Origin of the sequence: Brucella tritici, assembly GCF_902825325.1 — a bacterium.
Lineage (GTDB): Bacteria > Pseudomonadota > Alphaproteobacteria > Rhizobiales > Rhizobiaceae > Brucella.
The window spans coordinates 150281-170313 of sequence record NZ_CADEAR010000005.1; the positions used below are offsets into that span (position 1 = coordinate 150281).

Below are 20033 nucleotides of genomic sequence, written 5' to 3' on the forward strand. Positions count from 1 at the left end.
TCCTTCAATGGTGAACAGGCGTTGGAATAGTAACGCTTTGAGGGCGCTTTGGGGGCAGTTGCGTCTTGAGCAATCCGGCCCGTTTCAATAATGTGGCCGGGCAGCTAGGAGAAATGGCATTGGGTGTGGTTCTGAATCTGGACGGTAAAAAGAAACAGGAAGGATCGGTTCAACCGCTTGTCGATCTGACAAAGGCCGACATGGCGCGGGTGAACGAGATGATCCTTTCCCGGGCCGGGTCCGATGTGGAAATGATACCGGAAGTCGCCAATCATCTGATTTCGTCCGGCGGCAAGCGCCTGCGTCCCATGATGACGCTCGCGGCAGCCCGCATGTTCGGCTACGAAGGCGACGGCCATGTGCGCCTCGCGACCGCTGTGGAATTCATGCATACGGCCACATTGCTGCATGACGATGTGGTCGATGAAAGCGATCTGCGTCGTGGAAAAAGCACGGCGCGCATGATCTGGGGCAATCAGGCCAGCGTTCTCGTCGGCGACTTCCTTCTGGGGCAAGCCTTCAAGATGATGGTGGATGTCGGTTCGCTCGACGCGCTCGATGTTCTCGCCACCTCGGCGTCGGTGATCGCCGAAGGCGAAGTGATGCAGCTTGCCGCTGCCAAGAACATGGAAACCACCGAAGATGAATATCTGGCGGTCATCAAGGCCAAGACTGCGGCGCTGTTCTCGGCTGCCGGCGAAGTCGGCCCGATCATTGCCGGCGCACAGCGTTCGGACCGCGCTGCGCTGCGCGATTACGGCCTCAATCTCGGCCTTGCCTTCCAGCTTGTCGATGACGCACTTGATTATGGCGGCTCGGCAGCAGATCTCGGCAAGAATACCGGTGACGATTTCCGCGAAGGCAAGATTACGCTTCCGGTGATTCTGAGCTATCGTCGCGGCACTGACGATGAACGCGCTTTCTGGAAGCACGCGATCGAGGACGGTGCGAGCGATGACGCCTCACTTCAAAAAGCCATCGGCCTGATGACGAAGCACGGCGCGATTGCCGACACGGTGCAGCGCGCGCGGCATTTTGGCGAGATTGCCCGCGATGCTCTGGCACCTTTGAAAGCAACGCCTCAGAAGGACGCGCTGATCGAAGTCATCGATTTCTGCATCAGCCGCGTGAACTAACCGGCAACAGTTGCAAACTCCGGCCAGCATTTCTTGCGGGCCAGCGATACACGGGAAAAGCATCCCATCACGGATGCTTTTCTTGCCCCGCCATCCCAAAAAGGCCATGCTTGGGGTGCCTTTTCCGGCAAAGAGACAGCGTGCCCGGCTTTTGAGCCAGTTGGGGTTTGCTTGCCGGTATCTGTCACAGGGATTTGAGAAGAGGATAGGGCTTTATGCGGCAAGGATCGAAATACCGCCCGCTTTATGGTTTGCTGCTCTCGCTTCTGGCGGGGATCGCGATCCCGACAAGTGGTGCTTTGGCCAAGGCGACAACCGATCCCACACCGCCTCCTGTCCGCGCCGGTTCGTTTGCCGGAGCCTATCTTGCCGGACGTACTGCCGAATCCGACAATAATCTCGCTACCGCCGTCGATTTCTATCGTCAGGCCATGGCGTTCGATCCGGGCAATGCGCAGATCAAGCAGGATCTGCTGTTGGTTCTGCTGACGGAAGGCCGCTTCAAGGATGCGCTGCCTCTGGCGGAAGAACTGAAGAACGTCCCTGATATCGAGCGTTTTTCGCGTGTGGCGTTGGCCATCGACGCCATCGACCGCAAGCAATATCGCAAGGTCGGGCCGCTTCTGATGCTGTCGCTGCAATCCGATATGGATCGCCTCGCGACCGGCTTCATGAGCGCATGGGTAAAGGTCGGGCAGGGCAATCCCAAACAGGCGCTTGCCGACATCCAGAAAATGCAGGGACCGGAATGGTACGGCCTGTTCCGCACCTATAATTCCGCACTGATAGCCGATCTTGCCGGCCAGAAGCAGGAAGCGCGTGATTTCTACCAGCAGGCTATCGATGACCGGCCGGGCGGAAGCGCTGCCCCCGACACCTATGAACGCATCGTGATGGCCTACGCCTCCTTCAAGCTTCGTCAGGGAGACAAGGAAGGTGCGATCAAGACGTTGAACGATGCAGCCGAACTTCTGAACGGTCGCATGACGATCACCGAAATGCGCGAAAAGATCGAGGCGGGCGAGAAATATGGCCGCCTCATCAAAACCGCTCAGGAAGGCACTGCCGAAGCGCTCTATACGCTTGGCACGGCGATCAATCGCAGCGGCGCAGAAGCCTTTGCCAAGCTTTACCTGCAGATGTCACTGCCGCTGCGTCCGGACAATGACGCAACGCTTTATCAGTTGGGCGATATTTCCGCCAAATTGCGCCAGCCGGAAAAGGCCATCGACTATTATGGCCGTGTGCCGGAGAAATCGCCTTACCGCCGCGATGCTGAAATGCAGCGTGCGCTCAATCTGGCGGAAAACAGCCAGTCTGCCGAAGCCGTCAAGCAGCTAAAAATTCTGCTCGATCGTGACAGGACCGACATGCGCACTTATCTGGCGCTCGGTGGTGTCTATGCGCAGGACAAGAATTTCGCCGATGCGGCGAAGATTTATGATGCTGCGGTGGAGCAGATCAAGACGCCGGAACGCAAGGACTGGCCGGTTTTCTACCAGCGCGGCATTGCCTACGAACGCCTGAAGCAATGGGACAAGGCCGAGCCCAATTTCCGCAAGGCGCTGGAGCTTTATCCCGACCAGCCGCAGGTGCTGAACTATCTTGGCTATTCCTGGGTTGACCGGGGTGAAAATCTCGATGAAGCACTGGGCATGATCAAGAAGGCGGTCGAGTTGCGTCCGCAGGACGGCTATATCGTCGACTCGCTGGGCTGGGCCTATTACATGCTGGGCCGGTATGACGAGGCGGTGGTTGAACTGGAAAAGGCGGTCAAGCTTCGTCCGGAAGACCCGACCATCAACGACCATATGGGCGATGCCTATTGGCGTGTCGGGCGCCTTCTGGAAGCCACCTTCCAGTGGAACCATGCCATCGCTGGCAAGCCTGAGCCGGAAGATCTGGTCAAGATCGAGGAAAAGCTGAAGAAGGGCTTGCCGGATATTCCGGGCCAGTCTTCTGCCGATGCAGCAAAGCCTGATGAGAAAAAGCCCGCTGAGGCAAAGCCGGAAGCTCCGGCGCCGTCGAATGCGCCTGATGCACCGTCCGACAAGACCCCAGAAAAGCCGACAACTGACTAATATCAAAAACCCATGAGTATAGTCATGGGTTTTTGATTGAGCCTGAGTGGCGGTTGAACTTTTCAAGGCGTGATGCGTCAGCATCTTGGCGCCTTGGTATAAGAGCTTCAGGCTGCGGGTTTCAAGGTGGTGTGACACCGAAACTGGCAGCCCGTGCTTGACCCTGCGTTACGGACAAATTAGACCGGGCCATCATTTCAATTACAAGGCCCGACCCCGTGTCCAGTACGTTGCCAGCACATATGCATCCCACCCGTTCCTTTCAGGGTCTGATCCTGACGCTCCATAACTATTGGGCGGAGCACGGTTGCGCCATTTTGCAGCCCTATGACATGGAAGTGGGTGCCGGTACGTTCCACCCGGCAACGACGCTGCGCTCGCTGGGGCCGAAGCCGTGGAAAGCGGCTTACGTGCAGCCTTCGCGCCGTCCGAAGGATGGGCGTTACGGTGAAAACCCGAACCGTCTCCAGCACTATTACCAGTATCAGGTGATCATCAAGCCATCGCCGCCGAACCTTCAGGATCTCTATCTTGGTTCGCTGCGCGCCATCGGTCTCGATCCGACCCTGCATGACGTGCGCTTTGTGGAAGATGACTGGGAAAGCCCGACGCTCGGCGCATGGGGCCTCGGCTGGGAATGCTGGTGCGACGGCATGGAAGTGTCGCAGTTCACCTATTTCCAGCAGGTCTGCGGCATCGAATGCTCACCGGTTTCCGGCGAACTGACCTATGGTCTCGAACGCCTCGCCATGTATGTGCAGGGTGTGGACAATGTCTACGACCTTAACTTCAACGGCCTCGAAGGCGACGAGAAGGTCACCTATGGCGAGGTGTTCCTGCAGGCTGAGCAGGAGTATTCCCGCTACAACTTTGAAATGGCCAATACCGAGGCTTTGCATCAGCATTTCATCGATGCCGAGCGCGAGTGCGAGGCTATTCTGAAGGCTGGCGCGCCTGCTCCTGACGCCAATCATCAAATGCATAAGAGCGTTTTCCCGGCCTATGACCAGTGCATCAAGGCATCCCACGTGTTCAATCTGATGGATGCGCGCGGCGTGATCTCGGTTACCGAGCGTCAGAGCTATATTCTGCGCGTGCGCAATCTTGCGCGTCAGTGCGGCGAGGCATTCCTTTTGACGGATGCCGGTGGTTTCAATTTCAAGCGTGAGGGCGAGTAAAGAACATGCCTGATTTGTTGCTCGAACTCTTTTCCGAGGAAATTCCAGCTCGCATGCAGCGCAAGGCTGCCGGTGATCTGAAGAAGATGATTACCGATGGTCTGGTGGAAGCTGGCCTTACTTATGAAGCTGCGACCGCCTACTGGACGCCGCGTCGTCTGACGCTCGATATTCGCGGCCTCACCGTGCGTTCCAAGGACGTGCACGAAGACATTAAGGGTCCGTCGGTTACAGCACCGGAACAGGCCATTCATGGCTTTCTGCGCAAGGCCGGTCTGACGGATGTTGCTCAAGCCCATGTGCATTCCGATCCGAAGAAGGGCGATTTCTACGTCGCCCATCTGACGAAGCCGGGCCGCGCAGCGGAAGAGATCGTCGCCGAACTGGTGCCGCAGACGATCCGCAATTTCCCATGGCCGAAATCCATGCGCTGGGGTGCGGCTTCTGCCAAGCCGGGTTCGCTTCGTTGGGTACGTCCGCTACAGTCGATCCTCTGCACCTTCGGTCCCGAAACCGAGGAAACCGTGGTTATCGATTTCGATGTCGATGGCATCAAGTCGGGCAATCTCACCTATGGCCATCGTTTCCTGAGCGACGGTCAGGCAATCAAGGTACGCCGCTTCGAGGATTATGTCGAAAAGCTCGAAAAGGCTTTCGTGGTTCTCGACGCCGAACGCCGCAAGGAAATCATTTCGCAAGACGCGCACAATCTCGCCTTCGCTTCCGGCCTTGAGCTGGTCGAAGACGATGGGCTTCTGGAAGAGGTGTCCGGTCTGGTCGAATGGCCGGTTGTGCTGATGGGCGAGTTCGAGGAAGAATTCCTGGCCATTCCGCCGGAAGTCATCCGCCTCACCATCCGCGCCAACCAGAAGTGCTTCGTCACCCGCAAGCAGGGTGAAGCGCAAGCGCTTTCCAACAAGTTTATTCTGGTGTCGAACATTGCGGCCCGCGATGGCGGCACGGAAATCGCCTATGGCAACGGCAAGGTCGTGCGCGCACGCCTGTCGGATGCGCTCTATTTCTGGCACACCGACCAGCACGATCTGCCCGACCTCGACAAGCTGGCCGCTTCGGCGGAAAAGTTCGGTCTTGATCTGAAGAAGCCGCTCGATCAGCGCATGGCGCGTCTGGATGCACTGAATGTGACCTTCCATGCGAAGCTTGGCACGCAAGGTGCGCGCGTTGAGCGCATTCGCGAACTGGCTGCGCAGATTGCGCCGCTGGTGGGTGCCGATCCGAAGCTTGCTGCGCGCGCGGCAGTTCTGGCAAAGGCTGATCTCACCACGGAAGTTGTGGGCGAGTTCCCCGAGCTTCAGGGTGCGATGGGCCGCAAATATGCGTTGCTTCAGGGAGAAGACGAAGCCGTCGCTGCTGCAATTGAAGAACATTACAAGCCGCAAGGTCCGTCCGATGTGGTGCCGAAGAACCCCGTTTCGGTTGCCGTTGCGCTTGCCGACAAGCTCGACACGCTGGTCGGCTTCTGGGCGATCGACGAAAAGCCAACCGGCTCGAAGGACCCGTTTGCGCTGCGCCGTGCAGCGTTGGGCGTGATCCGTCTCCTGCTGTCGCAGGAATGGAAGTTCCCGCTGCTTCCGCTCTTCCGTTCGGCCTTTGCCGCGCTGAAAGAAGGTCAGGTCCAGCGCAAGCTGCGCGAGTTTGAAGCCAAGCTTGCCGGGGAAAACTCCGGTGATGTTGACGGCGAGCAGGATGTCGACAATGCATTGGCCAGCTATGAAAAGCAGGTTCGCGCTGAGGCGGAAGCATCGTCCGAGCCAGTATTGGCCGATCTCCTGTCCTTCCTTCATGACCGTTTCAAGGTGCATTTGAAGGAAGAAGGCGCACGCTACGACGCTATCGACGCCGTGCTTTCACCGGAAGCCGACAATCTGGTTTTGGTCGCGCGTCGTCTGGAAGCGCTGATCGTCTTCATCAATGAGGAAGACGGCAAAAACCTTCTGGCTGGCACCAAGCGTGCCGCCAATATTCTCGCTGCTGAAGAGAAGAAGGGTACGAAGGTTGCGGAAAGCGTGAGCGCGTCTCTTCTCCGCGAAGCGGAAGAGAAGGCATTGTTTGAAGCCGTAACTCTGGCTTCGCAAGATGCCGAGGCTGCAATTGCCCGTGAAGATTTCAACGGTGCGATGCTGGCGCTCGCCAAGCTGCGCGGTCCGGTCGATACGTTCTTCGAAAAGGTGCTGGTGAACGACGAGGACGAGAATGTCCGTGCCAATCGTCTGGCATTGCTCGACCAGATTCGTGCGGCAACTGGCAAGGTGGCGGATTTCTCCAAGATCGCTGGCTGATAATCAGCCGCATGCGGTTCCTTTTTCCCTCATCCTGAGGAGGCTCCCCGAGCTTGTCGAGGGGAGGCGTCTCGAAGGGCTGAGGGAAAACGCACAGCGCTTGTCGCGCCTTTCAATTTTGGCTTCTCGATCCTTCGAGACGGCCCTGCGGGCCTCCTCATGATGAGGGACGAAGAGCTGGCGCCATTTTTGTTTATTTCAAACTGGGTCTGAGTTCGAGCGAACTGAGGTCGATTTCGTCCGATGCTCCGGCCCAGGCATCGCCAACGACGCGCACCGGCTTTGTGGGGTCAAAGTCTTCTGCTGGCGCAGCGGCTGGCTCAAGCAGATCGTCCGGGACTGGCTGACCCTGCATACGCGCCATATAGGCACGGGCGCGCTTGCGGCGGGCCTCAATTGCCTGCTGGACGTCTAGTTCGGCTGCCTGCTTTTGCGCGCAGGGACCGCAGACCGGCAGGCCGTTGGCGCCGATCTTGTCATAGCCGATATAATCGATGGAACCGACCTGATAGGTCGATGGCGCGCGCTCACCCCCGTTTGCGGAAGCAATTGCGGGCAGTCCGATGGCCGTCAGCGAAATAGCGATAAATCGCGATAACATTATTCACCTCACGCATGAATAATATCATCATGCCCTGAAAAACCTAACAAAACGCAATTTTTCATGCGCAATCATGATCGGCTTGCCGCGATTGTGCCCGGATATGGTCCAAGCTTGCTTGCACAGGCGCTTGAGCTTGTGTAGGCAGAACGGGCTTAACTTGGGACGCCCGAGAGGCGGAAAACCAGTGTCCGATAGTGTCAAATTCGATGATGAGGCAGTCCAGCGCGCAGTGGAAGTGCTGCGGCGCGGCGGTCTTGTCGCCATTCCGACCGAAACCGTTTATGGGCTTGCTGCCGACGCTTCCAACGGCGAGGGCGTGGCGGGTATTTTCGCGGCCAAGGGGCGGCCTCAGTTCAATCCACTGATTGCGCATGTGAGCGGCATCGCCATGGCGGAGCGCTATGTCACTTTCGATGCTTTGTCGCGCAAGCTGGCGGAAATATTCTGGCCCGGCCCGCTGACCATCGTGCTGCCACTCAAGGCGCAGCAGGATACAGATCGTCGCATCCATCCGCTTGTAACCGCTGGGCTTTCGACCCTTGCCATCCGCATGCCGCTTGGCCGTGTGCGCGATATCATCGAGGAGCTTGATAGTCCGGTAGCAGCGCCAAGCGCCAACACGTCAGGCCGCATCAGCCCAACGAGCGCTCGTGCCGTTGCAGATGATCTTGGCGACAAGCTTGATCTGATCCTCGATGCCGGACCTTGCGGCGTCGGAGTTGAATCCACCATCGTCAAGGTTGACGGCGATAAAGTGCATCTGCTCCGTCCGGGCGGACTGGCTGCGGAAGAAATCGAGGCCGTCATCGGCGAGAAGCTCGTGCGCGCCGACCACACGTCGGCAATTCAGGCGCCGGGCATGATGGCGTCGCATTATGCGCCTGATGCTGCGATGCGGCTTGATGTCGGCTCGGTGCAGCCGGGCGAAGCCCTGCTTGCCTTTGGCCCACAGCGCGTGGCCGGTTCGGATGCGGCAAAGGTGATCATGAACCTGAGCGCTGATGGTAATTTGCGCGAAGCAGCGGCCAATCTGTTCGACTTCATGCGCAGGCTCGATGCAACAGGCACCGCTACCATTGCTGTCGAACCTATTCCTTTCGAGGGCCTCGGCGAGGCCATCAACGACCGTTTGAAACGCGCGGCGGCCCCGCGCTAACATCCTCCTATGTAAGAGACAGACTATGCTGGACACCGCTCTGATCGAACGTTTCTCCGCCATCGTGGGCGAAAAGAATGCGCTCACCGCGCCGGAAGATCTCGCCGCTTATCTCATCGAGCAGCGCGATCTCTATCATGGTCGCACGCCGCTTGTTCTTCGTCCGGGTTCGACAGAAGAAGTCGCGGCCATCATGAAACTTGCCAGCGAGACGAAAACGCCGGTGGTGCCGCAGGGTGGCAATACGGGCCTCGTCGGCGGGCAGCAGCCCGACGAAAGCGGCGCGGCCATCATTTTGTCGCTGGGTCGCATGAACCGCATCCGTAATCTCGATACGGTCGGTAATCTGGTAACGCTTGAAGCGGGTGTCATTCTGAAGAACCTTCAGGAAGCTGCTGAAAAAGCCGGCCGCCTTTTTCCGCTGTCACTGGGTGCAGAAGGCTCGTGCCAGATCGGCGGTAATCTCGGTTCCAACGCTGGTGGTACGGCAGTGCTTGCCTATGGCAATATGCGCGAGCTTTGCCTTGGCCTCGAAGTCGTGCTGCCAACGGGCGAGATTCTCAACGATCTACGCTATGTGAAGAAGGACAATACCGGTTACGACCTGAAAGACCTTTTCGTCGGTTCGGAAGGCACGCTCGGTGTCATCACGGCTGCAGTATTGAAAATCTTCCCGCAGCCGAAGGGCAAGGGTGTAGCCTATGCAGGTCTGCGCAATCCAGACGACGTGCTGCGCCTGTTCCAGCTTGCAACGGAACATGCAGGCCCGTCGCTGACCGGCTTCGAATTGATGCCGCGCGTGGGCGTGGAGTTTACGGTGCGCCATGTCGATGGCGTGCGCGATCCGCTCGAAAGCCCGCATGACTGGTACGTGCTGATCGATATTTCTTCTACCCGCTCAGAAGAAGATGCGCGCACGACGCTGGAAACGATCCTGACCGAAGCCTTCGAGAGCGATATTATTCAGGATGCGGCCATCGGCGAAAGCGTTGCGCAGGCGCAGTCCTTCTGGAAAATGCGTGAGGAAATGTCCTGGGCACAGAAGCCGGAGGGCGGCTCGATCAAGCACGATATTTCCGTGCCGGTTGCTTCCATCCCCGCTTTCATCCACGAAGCAAATGCCGCGACGCTGGAAATGATCCCCGGTGCGCGCATCGTCTGCTTCGGCCATATCGGGGACGGCAACCTGCATTACAACGTTTCGCAGCCGGTAGGCGCTGACAAGGAAGCCTTTCTTGCGCGATGGCACGAGCTGAACCACCGTATCCACACGATCGTCGCGAGCTATACGGGTTCGATTTCGGCAGAACACGGCATTGGTCAGCTCAAGCGCGAAGAACTGGCTTTCTTCAAGCAGGATGTCGCGCTTGACCTGATGCGCCGCATCAAGTCAGCTTTCGATCCGGCAGGCATCATGAACCCCGGCAAGGTTCTATAAAGTATCACTATTTAATCGAGTAAGGCGGGCGGTATTAACCGCCCGTTTGTTTTAGTAAACACTTCTTCAGAAGAATTTCCGAATTCTTACACCTGGTTGCAATCTGCTAACCAAAGGAAAAGGCAGGAAAAAGTTAACTTAACTCATTAAGCTCATCGGTAATAAACCGCGCCTATTCTCCATCTCAACGAAGAGCAAAAAGCTCGACAAAGGGAAGTCGGAATAACCGGCTCCTAAAAATAAAAGACAGAGAGACAGAGGCGTCGAAAATGATGAGCAAGGGACTGAAGCCCGATTGGGCAGGACGGGAATTGCGGCTCGATCCGTTTCATTTTCCGCAGGTTGTGAGCTATGCGAGCCACGACGGAAGCAGCGACGTCACCTTCACCATCAACGAGCGCGGCGCGGTGATCCGGCAGGTTCTGCCTTCAAGCGGCCTGCCGATGTCCATAGCGCTTCCGGCCAACGCATTTGTCGGCGTTGCCGCCCGCGCGGTGGAAGATGAGTTCGGCGAAATAACGGTGACGCTGGAGCTGATGCATGAAGATCCGCAGCTTTCCGTTCCCCTGCTTGTCGCACATGATCTGACCGATGTTGCCGCCGACTGGCGCGCCTGGGCCGCGAGCTTCAACCTGCCGATGATGCTGGTTGAGGAAGACGGTGTCGCCCGCCCGCTTTACGAAAGTACAGGTGCGGTCCGCACCAGCCAGCCGCAGGCTCGTCGTCAGGGACAAGAGCCGCGTCGTCGTCGTCCGCGTTTTCTCGCTCGCCGCAAGACAGGTACGCTTGGCGTCCGTCTGGTGATCTCCGGCAAGGAAATTATTGCTCGTAATTGAATCAGAAAGGCTCGCCCGATAAAAGGCGATCCCTTCAAAAAAACTTGGCTGACCTCCAAAAAGCCCCGAACGTCTTGGGGCGCATCCCGAAAAGTGGAAACCGGTTTTCGGAAAAGATGCGCCCGGAAAGGAAGACGTTCGGGTTTATTTTTTTCGGCTGAGAAATGCCATGACGGCCTCGCGAGCTTCATCCGAGGTAAGCCGTTCAGCAAAATGTCTGGCCTCACGTGCAATACGTTCGGAAACTTTTTCAGCCGGCATGCGCATCAGGGCGCGAGCGATCTGCATGGCCTGCGGCGGCTTGGCAGCGATTTCCTCCGCTGCCTTCATCACTTCTGTCTCAAGCGCATCCTCGGCAACGATCTGATAGACGATACCGGCTTCCTGCGCGGCTTCCGCGGTAAATCCATGACCGAGCGCCAGTAGGGCAAATGCTTTCTGATGCCCCATCAACGGTGGGGCCAGCAGGCTGGAAGCTGCTTCCGGCACAAGGCCGAGATCGACGAACGGTGTGCGGAACAATGCGCGCGAGGTTGCAAATGTCAGATCGCAATGCAGGTGGATGGTCGTGCCGATGCCGATGGCAAGGCCGTCGACGCCGGAAACGATTGGCTTCTTTGCGCTGGAAAGAGCCTCAAGAAAATCCAGAATGTCGTTGCCGAGATCGCCACCCGACGCAGCAGCCATGAAATCCTGCATGTCATTGCCGGATGAGAATGCACCCGGACTCCCAAGAAACACATGCACACGCACCGCGTCATCGGCATCGCCGTCCGCGAGCGCCTTTGCCATGGTGGAATACATGGCGCGGGTGATGGCGTTCTTCTTGTCGGCCCGGTTGAAGCGGATGATCTGGATCGCGCCTTTGCGTTCGATCAGGATATGTTCGCTCATGCTCACGCCTCCAGCGCAGATTTGGCGGCGGCAAGACTGGCGGCGCCGGTGATGACGGTGTCCTTCAGAGAGGATACTTCGGCGAGCATGTTTTCCGCGAAGAAGCGGCTCAGCACCGCGCGTCCGCTATCGTCGTCGGCAAGCGCTGCGCGCGCGAGATAAGCGCCGCCGGAAACCAGCGACAAAAGCCGCTGATAAGGCGTGGCTCCGGCAAGTGCCGCTTCAAGCTGCCCTTCTGTAACCGCCTTTTGCAGCCAGTCCGTGGCTTCGCGAGCCTCCGTAATAGCCTTGGAAAGGCGCGCGCCGGTTTCGCCGAGTTCCGGGCGATTGGATGCGGTGGCCTTGTCGGCGTCTTCCTGTAATTCTGCAAGGAAACCCTTGATATGTTCACCGTTCCCGAGGGGCAGCTTGCGCGCCACAAGGTCGATGGCCTGAATGCCGTTGGTGCCTTCGTAGATCGGGGTGATGCGGGCATCGCGCAGCAATTGCGCTGCACCTGTCTCTTCGATGAAGCCCATGCCGCCGTGAATCTGGATGCCGAGCGAAGCGACGTCCACACCTGCATCGGTCGCGAAGCTTTTGGCAAGCGGTGTCAGCAAACCGGCACGATCCGACCAAAACTGCTGGTCCGCACCGTTCGTCGCATGACTCATGTCGATGGCATGAGCGCAGGAATAGGTGATCGAACGGGCAACCTGCGTCAGCGCCTTCATCGTCAGCAACATGCGCTGCACGTCCGGGTGTTCGATGATCGGACTCATGCCGTCTTTCGGGGCAGCACCGATGGCGCGGCCCTGCTTGCGTTCCTTCGCATAGGCGAGAGCCTGCTGATAGGCGGCTTCGGCAACGCCGACGCCCTGAATGCCGACGAGCAGGCGGGCGTTGTTCATCATGGTGAACATGCAGGCTAACCCACGATTTTCCTCGCCGATCAGGTAGCCGACTGCCCCCTGTTCCTCACCTTTCACGAAACCATCGCCATAGATCATGGTGCAGGTAGGCGAGGCGTGGATGCCCATCTTGTGTTCAAGGCCCGAGCAGAACAGATCGTTCCTGCGACCGAGCGAGCCGTCATCGTTCACGAGGAACTTCGGTACAAGGAAAAGCGAAATACCCTTTGTCCCGGCAGGGGCATCGGGCAGGCGGGCCAGTACCAGATGCACGATATTGTCGGTCAGGTCATGCTCGCCATAGGTGATGAAAATCTTCTGGCCGAAGATGCGGTAGCTGCCGTCATCGGCGCGTTCCGCACGAGTGCGAAGTACGCCAAGATCGGAACCCGCGTGCGGTTCGGTCAGGTTCATCGTGCCCATCCACTCGCCGCTGATGAGCTTTTCGAGATAGATGTCCTTCAATTCCTTGGAGGCGTGTTTTTCGACCGCTTCGACGGCACCCATCGTCAGCGTCGGGGCGATGGCGAAAGCAAGCGTGCCGGAATTCCACATTTCGCTTACCGCAACCGACATCATCGTGGGCAGGCCCTGACCGCCATAGTCCGGCGTACCGGTCAGCGAGTTCCAGCCGCCTTCGATCCAGTCGCGATATAGCTCTTTCCAACCCGGCGCGGTCGTGACGACGCCGTCCTTGACGGTCGCGCCGTGCTTGTCGCCGGTGATGCGCAAAGGTTCGACGCGCTCGGAGGCAAACTTGCCGGCTTCTTCCAGAATGGCGGCGGCAAGATCGGCGGAAAATTCAGGGAAACGGTTGTCGTCGAGGGCTTTCTCCAGCCCTGCAACTTTCATCAGCGTATGGGAAATTTCAGAAACCGGCGCGCGATACATCTTTCCTCCGAGTATGTTTCGCGGACTTCTCCTCGGAAGCCCGCCCTGCGCCGGTGCTTCATGCAATCCGGCAGGAGCCATTTTGGCTGTTCAATACAAGAGCTATCGGCTTATTACGTAAACGTCAATATTATGCAGCGGCTTCACAGCCATTTGTATGGAGGTAAACAAACTAGTGGTCTGATTCCGACATTTGCATCCTCGGATATGAGCGCTGAGCAAATGTCGGAAGCAAAAAGACTACTAGTAACTTTATGAATCTAGTGGATTTTTCGAATTTGACGTTTGAAACGGGATTAATATCGAACGGGTATCAATCGTCAAATTCAATCCATTAGGCATCATCCGCCTGTAAGGACCGAAACTTGGCCGCGGCAGATTGCTGTCGAGGCTATTTCTTGTCGGCTTGGTTTTCCCGTTCCACGGCACGCCAACCGATATCGGAGCGGTAGAAACCTTCCGGCCAGTCGATGAGCTTCACGGCTTCATAAGCGCGGGCCTGTGCCTCGGCGACCGTATCGGCAATGGCGGTGATGTTGAGCACGCGGCCTCCGCTGGCAACGATGCTGCCGTCCTTCTCCGCCGTTCCCGCATGGAAGAGCTTGACGCCATCGATGCCTTCGAGCTTGTCGAGATCGCGGATGACGCTGCCCTTCTTCACATTGGACGGATAGCCTTCCGCAGCCATCACCACCGTCAGCGCGGGCTGGTCTTTCCAATCGAGCGAGACTTCATCGAGCTTGCCGTCCACGGCGGCATTGATGAGCGCGAGCAGGTCGCTGTTGAGGCGCATCATCAGCACCTGGCATTCCGGATCACCGAAACGGGTATTGTATTCGATGAGCTTCGGGCCGTCCTTGCCGATCATCAGGCCGAGAAACAGAATGCCGGAAAATGGTGCGCCGATTTCCGCCATGCCGCGCATGGTCGGTTCGATCACTTCGCGCATCGTTCGTTCGACAATTTCCGGCGTCATGACCGGAGCAGGGGCATAGGCGCCCATGCCGCCCGTATTCGGGCCGGTGTCGCCGTCGCCGACGCGCTTGTGGTCCTGCGCCGAGCCGAGCGGCAAGGCGGTCTTGCCATCGCAGATGCAGAAGAAGCTTGCTTCTTCGCCGTCCAGAAATTCTTCGACCACCACTTCGGCCCCCGCGGAACCGAAAGCGCCCTCGAAACAGGCGTCTACGGCGTCGAGCGCTTCATCGAGCGTCATCGCAACAACCACGCCCTTGCCTGCGGCCAGACCGTCAGCCTTCACCACGATGGGCGCGCCCTGCTGGCGGATATAGGCCTTGGCTTTCGGCGCATTGTTGAAACGGCCATAGGCCCCGGTCGGAATATCGAAGCGGGCGCAGAGATCCTTGGTGAAACCCTTGGAGCCTTCCAGCTGGGCTGCCGCCTTGGAGGGGCCAAAGACGCGGATGTTTTCGGCGCGCAGATCGTCGGCAAGTCCTGCAACCAGCGGCGCTTCCGGTCCGACTATGACCAGATCGATGGCCTTATCCTTGGCGAAGGCAATGACGGCCTTGTGGTCGCTGACATCGATATCGACCAGCTCGGCGGCTTCCGCGATGCCCGGATTGCCAGGCGCGCAATAGAGTTTTGTCAGTGACGGAGAAGCGGACAGTTTCCAGGCCAGAGCATGTTCACGACCGCCAGAACCGATTAAAAGAACTCTCATTGCTTGCTCCGTCTTCGTCGGGGTTATAGTGGTGGCTGCATATATCAAGGATTTCGCCATGTCACAGCCCGAACTACACGGATCGATTCAGTCACGCAATGCGCAAGGGCGTGTAAAGGATGCTCCATCGGGCCATTGGGTCTATAAGCTGCTGCCGCATTGGCTCTGGCCCTATGCACAGCTCGCCCGGTGGGATCGTCCGATTGGCTGGCAGCTTCTGCTCTGGCCGTGCTGGTGGTCGGCAGCTCTGGTGGCGGGTGCGGGCGCCAAGCCGGGCGATGGCGCCTGGGCCGTCATGCCTTCGATCTGGCATCTCGTTCTGTTTCTGGTCGGCGCCATTGCCATGCGTGGCTCCGGCTGCACCTATAACGATCTTGTCGATCAGGATATTGACGACAAGGTGGATCGCACGCGTTCAAGGCCACTGCCGTCGGGGCAGGTGACACGTGGTCAAGCCAAGATTTTTCTGGTTTTGCAGGCGCTGGTCGGTCTCGTTGTGGTGCTGCAGTTCAACTGGTTTTCCATCGGGCTGGGCATTTTCTCGCTTCTGATTGTTGCTGCCTATCCTTTCATGAAGCGCATTACCAACTGGCCGCAATTCGTGCTTGGTCTTGCTTTCTCATGGGGCGCACTCATGGGCTGGGCTGCGGTGGAAGGCTCGCTCAGCCTTGCACCGGTACTGCTCTATATCGGTGCGATCCTCTGGACGATCGGCTATGACACGATCTATGCGCATCAGGACAAGGAAGACGATGCGCTGGTGGGTGTGCGCTCGACGGCGCGTCTGTTCGGCAAGCATACCAAGACGGCGTTGATGATCCTCTATGGTGGCGCTATCGGCTTTTTTGCGGCGGCCTTCGCCGTGGCTGAGGTGCCAATGCCAGCACTGGCCGGATTGCTCGCAGCGGGCGTGCACCTCTACCGCCAGATCATCGTCTTGGATATCGACAATCCCGACCAGTGCCTGAAACTGTTCAAATCCAACAATATCGTAGGCTGGCTGATTTTCCTTGGGCTTGTTGTCGGGAGCCTGTGGGTAGCGGTCAAGCCGCTGGTATAAATAAGAAGGCCACCAGAAACGGTGGCCTTCTTTTTATCGGATTACGGATAGAGCCGTTCCTTGTTCCAGTCGCCTTCCGGCGAGGGACGTGTGAACAGCACGCGGTCATGCAGGCGGAAGGCCCTGTCATGCCAGAATTCGATCGAGACTGGGCGAATACGGAAACCCGACCAGTAGGACGGGCGTGGAATGTCGCCGATGGCATATTTTGCGGTATATTCCGCAACGGCCTTTTCCAGCGCGAAGCGGCTTTCCAGCGGACGTGACTGCTTGGATGCCCATGCGCCGATGCGGCTGCCGCGCGGGCGCGAGGCGTAATAGGCATCGGCCTCGGCATTGCTTACTTTCTCCACCACGCCGCGCACGCGCACCTGACGGCGCAGCGTCTTCCAATGGAAGCACATCGCGGCCTTTTCCGCTGACAGGATTTCCTTGCCCTTGGTGCTTTCATAATTGGTGTAGAAAACGAACCCCTGTTCGTCGAAATCCTTCAGCAGCACCATGCGCACATTGGGCAAGCCATCGGGATCGACGGTTGCCAGTGCGACCGCGTTGGGATCGTTCGGTTCGCTTTCTTTGGCGTCGACCAGCCAATCGGCAAAGAGTTTGAATGGTTGGGAGGATTCGGTGAAGTCGTCGCTTGCGTTTGTCATTTTGGATAATTCAACAGCCTGTCGCAATTTTGCGGATCGTCCTGCAGGGGAGTCCCCGCCAAAGAAACCCCAAATGGGGCGGGTCGGGAGGGAGCTTCTTCGATAACCGGCATTTTGTCCATGGTCTTGCCGGGATGTGTCGTCGCAGGGCTCGACATAGCTTTACTTGACGGGCAACTTCTTGTAGGGCGCCGGTCAAGGTAGGGGCTATGCCAAAACTCGATTTTCTGACGCTTTATATTGTGATTCTCTTAAATTCGCTGACGGTCTGCATCATCTGGACCGCTATCGCCTTCTCCTATCGCAAGTTCCGGCCCGCCAGAATCTGGCTTCTTTCGACGACGCTTCTGCTGGTCGGAGGCTTCGTTCTTTCGCTGCAAGGTAATGAGGGCGCATTCTGGCCTGCGGTCACCGGCAACACCATCATCATTTACGGATTCTGCCTGGCATATGTCGGTGCACGTTATTTCCATGGCCAGAAAGGCGGCTGGCGGCTGGCCTTGGGCATATCGCTTGCAAGCTTCGCCGTCATGGCGGCTTTTCATTCGAGTTGGCAGGGACGCAACATAGCCTATGCGGTGGGGCAGTCAGTGCCTATGGTCATGACTGTTGTTTATCTGGCCCGGCAGAAGAATATCGGCCTTGGCGGCCAGATTGCCATCATGGCATTTCTGCTGGGTATAGTCGGACATGCTATCGAGACGTCGCTGAACATTGCCGCATGGGCGGGAGAATTCGACCAGTCGCTTTATTTTTCCATCGAAAGTTATGCGCTGGTCTGTGTGATCTATAGCGGCATGATCTGGAATTTCGGCTTCATTGTCATGGCAATGAACCGCCTGCATGGCGATATGGCCAAGGTGGCGGAAACCGACGAACTGACCGGGCTTCCAAACCGTCGCCATTTCATGAAAAGGCTGACGCGGGCGGAACTTGCATTCAGTGAAGACGGTACAGCCTATAGCGTCATGCTGATCGACATAGACAATTTCAAGCAATGGAACGACACCTATGGCCATGCGCTGGGCGATCAGGCGCTCGTGCATTTTTCCGATGTGGCGGTCGATGTCCTCAACCGGCGCGGTGTGCTGGCGCGCCTTGGCGGGGATGAGTTTTCCATTCTGCTGACAAAGATGGACGAGCAGGAAGCGACGGAAATCGCTCGCGATGTCGTCAGGGCGATTAATGATGCGCCACTTGTGTTCAATGGACAGAAACTCGTCATAACGGTGAGCATAGGTATCGCCAGCGAGGAGCGCGATAATGAAACGAGTGACCTCGACGTTTTTGCCCGCGCCGATCTTGCGCTCTACAAGGTGAAACAGGCAGGCCGGAACGGCTATGCGACCCGCACCAAAACGGTGAATGCGTCGCGTTCACCTCTCCTTGAACGGCAGCTGGTCACCGATTGAGTGGGCTCTGTCGATCAGGATGCAGAAAACCGGAAACATCGTTTGACGGCTGAATAAAGTACGGAGTTGGGCGTTGTGCTCTGATTCCGATTTGTTTACCTTTCCGGCACACCGCTTGTTAACTCAAGTTCACCCATAATCCCTGCATCTTTAGCGTGTAGAAATAAGGGAATAGCGTTGGCTGTCGAGACGCTTCGCCATAAAGACAATCTCTGGAGCCTGAGCTGTGGCGCAAATGCGCTGCACAAGGTGGCGATTGGCATCTGCGTCTTCTCGCTTGCCGGTTGCGCCATGGGTGGTGTGAGCATCGAAAAAGCTGCTCCCGATTCTTCCACGATCACCGGATCAGTAATGCAGCCTCAGCCGGTGGAAACCGATACCGGCAAGCTTTCCGATCAATCCGCTATAAAGAACGTTGTTTCCGCTCTCAATTTCATGGAATGGGGCAAAAAGCCTGTACCATGGGCCAACCCTGAGACAGGCAGCCAGGGCACGATCACGACGATTGCCGAGAACAGCAAGAACAATCAGCTTTGCCGCGAGTTCGAAACCTCGCGGGAAGCTTTTGACGGTGTTTCCATCTACCGCGGCGAAACCTGCATGCAGCGTGGCGGCCAATGGACGGTGACTTCTTTCGCTCCAATCTGAGTGCCTGATCCAAAATGCGCTGAAAAGAAAACTCTGGTTTGACTGGAACTTTTCCGGTCACATGCGCATATTATGGGCAACGAGTCTTACTTATCTCACAGTCATTTTCCTGAAAGAGGAACTATATGCGCGATCCCTATAGCGTGTTGGGCGTCGCCAAAACGGCGAAGCCCGAGGAAATAAAATCGGCTTTCCGCAAACTGGCCAAAAAGCACCATCCGGATCAGAACAAGGACGATCCGAAGGCGCAGGAGCACTTTGCAGAACTGAACCAGGCCTATGAAGTTCTGGGCGACAAGGACAAGCGCGGACAATTCGACCGCGGCGAGATCGATGCCGAAGGCAAGCCTACCTTTCAAGGTTTTACCGGCGGACAAGGCTTCGGCGGCGCTCATGGCGACCCGTTCGCCGGGTTCCGGCAGGGCGGCGACGGCAACAGTCATTTCGAGTTTCGATCCGGTCCAGGCGGTTTTCAGCAAGGCGGCGGCTATGGCGGCGCGGAAGACATTCTGAATGATCTTTTCGGAGGTGCATTCGGCGGCGGTGCGCGTGCGGGTGGCGCGCGTCAGCGCGGCCCGGCGAAGGGAGCCGACCTGTCCGCGTCCATTAATATCACGCTGGAACAAGCGGCCGGTGCGGAGAAGGTCGAGGCGATCTTTCCGAATGGCAAGCATCTGAAGATCAAATTGCCGAAATTCGTGGAAGATGGGCAGACCATTCGCCTGAAAGGGCAGGGCGAGCCGTTGATGGGTGGAACCGCCGGTGATGCTCTCGTCACGATCCACTTCAAGGCACATCCGCGATTTCGTCTGGAAGGGCGTGATGTCCATGTAGACCTGCCGATCGAACTTGCCGACGCCGTGCTTGGCGGCAAGCAGGAAGTCGAAACGCTCGACGGACGGATCGCGGTTAAAATACCGGCCTGGTCAAGCTCCGACCGCGTGCTGCGCCTGAAAGAAAAAGGCCTTCCGTTGAAAGCCGGCGGACGTGGCGATCTCTACGTGCATGTGCGGATCATGCTGCCGGAAGGCGGTGACAAGGAACTGGAAGAATTCCTGCAAAAGCGCAAAGTCGCTTAAGTTCCACTTCAATCGTTTGAAGCCGGGTGTTGTCTCTCTGCGGCAGTAAAGTGACAATGCCCGGCTTTTTCACTGCAATTGCTTGAAGGAGAGCCG

16 protein-coding genes are annotated in these 20033 nt (G+C 57.6%); 11 read left to right on the forward strand and 5 right to left on the reverse strand.

Translation table 11 applies throughout. From position 1 onward, the window contains the following. The first annotated feature begins 119 nt into the window (after positions 1-119). From HWX93_RS09090 to glyS, 4 genes are all read left to right on the forward strand, one after another. Positions 120-1136 carry a polyprenyl synthetase family protein gene (locus HWX93_RS09090; protein ID WP_109986273.1) on the forward strand — a complete coding sequence of 339 codons (1017 nt, stop codon included), beginning with the start codon at positions 120-122 and terminating at the stop codon, positions 1134-1136. A 215-nt stretch (positions 1137-1351) separates the two neighbouring features. Continuing rightward, positions 1352-3217, forward strand: a complete 1866-nt coding sequence (locus tag HWX93_RS09095) for a tetratricopeptide repeat protein (RefSeq protein ID WP_176037180.1) — start codon at positions 1352-1354, stop codon at positions 3215-3217. 242 nt (positions 3218-3459) lie between these two features. Beyond that, positions 3460-4395 (forward strand): glycine--tRNA ligase subunit alpha, encoded by a 936-nt coding sequence (locus HWX93_RS09100; protein ID WP_176037289.1) that lies wholly within the window; start codon positions 3460-3462, stop codon positions 4393-4395. A 5-nt stretch (positions 4396-4400) separates the two neighbouring features. Next, positions 4401-6695, forward strand: a complete 2295-nt coding sequence (gene glyS / locus HWX93_RS09105; RefSeq protein WP_176037181.1) for a glycine--tRNA ligase subunit beta — start codon at positions 4401-4403, stop codon at positions 6693-6695. 193 nt (positions 6696-6888) lie between these two features. Here the strand turns inward: glyS and HWX93_RS09110 are convergent, their stop codons facing one another. Continuing rightward, positions 6889-7296: a hypothetical protein gene (locus HWX93_RS09110; RefSeq protein ID WP_109986132.1), complete on the reverse strand. Its 408-nt coding sequence runs from the start codon at positions 7294-7296 to the stop codon at positions 6889-6891. A gap of 187 nt (positions 7297-7483) precedes the next feature. Between HWX93_RS09110 and HWX93_RS09115 the strand changes: the two genes are divergently transcribed. The 3 genes from HWX93_RS09115 (at position 7484) to HWX93_RS09125 (ending at position 10729) form a co-directional block, all read left to right on the forward strand. Next, positions 7484-8455: an L-threonylcarbamoyladenylate synthase gene (locus HWX93_RS09115; protein WP_176037182.1), complete on the forward strand. Its 972-nt coding sequence runs from the start codon at positions 7484-7486 to the stop codon at positions 8453-8455. 25 nt (positions 8456-8480) lie between these two features. Next, positions 8481-9893 carry an FAD-binding oxidoreductase gene (locus tag HWX93_RS09120; RefSeq protein WP_176037183.1) on the forward strand — a complete coding sequence of 471 codons (1413 nt, stop codon included), beginning with the start codon at positions 8481-8483 and terminating at the stop codon, positions 9891-9893. A gap of 269 nt (positions 9894-10162) precedes the next feature. Next, the gene (locus HWX93_RS09125; RefSeq protein WP_176037184.1) at positions 10163-10729 is read left to right on the forward strand and encodes a DUF6101 family protein; all 567 of its coding nucleotides are present in this window, start codon (positions 10163-10165) and stop codon (positions 10727-10729) included. Positions 10730-10873: 144 nt separating this feature from the next. On the opposite strand, the gene HWX93_RS09130 is transcribed toward HWX93_RS09125, so the two are convergent. From HWX93_RS09130 to purD, 3 genes are all read right to left on the reverse strand, one after another. After that, on the reverse strand, positions 10874-11623 hold the full coding sequence (locus tag HWX93_RS09130) for a crotonase/enoyl-CoA hydratase family protein (RefSeq protein WP_176037185.1): 750 nt from the start codon (positions 11621-11623) through the stop codon (positions 10874-10876). A gap of 2 nt (positions 11624-11625) precedes the next feature. Beyond that, positions 11626-13404, reverse strand: a complete 1779-nt coding sequence (locus HWX93_RS09135) for an acyl-CoA dehydrogenase (protein ID WP_176037186.1) — start codon at positions 13402-13404, stop codon at positions 11626-11628. A 391-nt stretch (positions 13405-13795) separates the two neighbouring features. Continuing rightward, complete coding sequence (purD, locus tag HWX93_RS09140; RefSeq protein WP_176037187.1) at positions 13796-15085, reverse strand: phosphoribosylamine--glycine ligase; 1290 nt, start codon at positions 15083-15085, stop codon at positions 13796-13798. A gap of 58 nt (positions 15086-15143) precedes the next feature. Here purD and ubiA point away from each other — a divergent pair, with 58 nt between their 5' ends. Beyond that, positions 15144-16145: a 4-hydroxybenzoate octaprenyltransferase gene (ubiA, locus tag HWX93_RS09145; protein ID WP_176037188.1), complete on the forward strand. Its 1002-nt coding sequence runs from the start codon at positions 15144-15146 to the stop codon at positions 16143-16145. Positions 16146-16186: 41 nt separating this feature from the next. Here ubiA and pdxH read toward each other — a convergent pair whose 3' ends face one another. Further along, positions 16187-16798, reverse strand: a complete 612-nt coding sequence (gene pdxH, locus HWX93_RS09150; protein ID WP_109986138.1) for a pyridoxamine 5'-phosphate oxidase — start codon at positions 16796-16798, stop codon at positions 16187-16189. Between the two features lie 209 nt (positions 16799-17007). Between pdxH and HWX93_RS09155 the strand changes: the two genes are divergently transcribed. From HWX93_RS09155 to HWX93_RS09165, 3 genes are all read left to right on the forward strand, one after another. Further along, the gene (locus tag HWX93_RS09155) at positions 17008-18210 is read left to right on the forward strand and encodes a GGDEF domain-containing protein (protein WP_176037189.1); all 1203 of its coding nucleotides are present in this window, start codon (positions 17008-17010) and stop codon (positions 18208-18210) included. 219 nt (positions 18211-18429) lie between these two features. After that, complete coding sequence (locus HWX93_RS09160; protein WP_235969096.1) at positions 18430-18858, forward strand: RT0821/Lpp0805 family surface protein; 429 nt, start codon at positions 18430-18432, stop codon at positions 18856-18858. A 125-nt stretch (positions 18859-18983) separates the two neighbouring features. Next, complete coding sequence (locus HWX93_RS09165) at positions 18984-19937, forward strand: DnaJ C-terminal domain-containing protein (RefSeq protein WP_176037190.1); 954 nt, start codon at positions 18984-18986, stop codon at positions 19935-19937. The last annotated feature ends 96 nt before the right edge of the window (positions 19938-20033 follow it).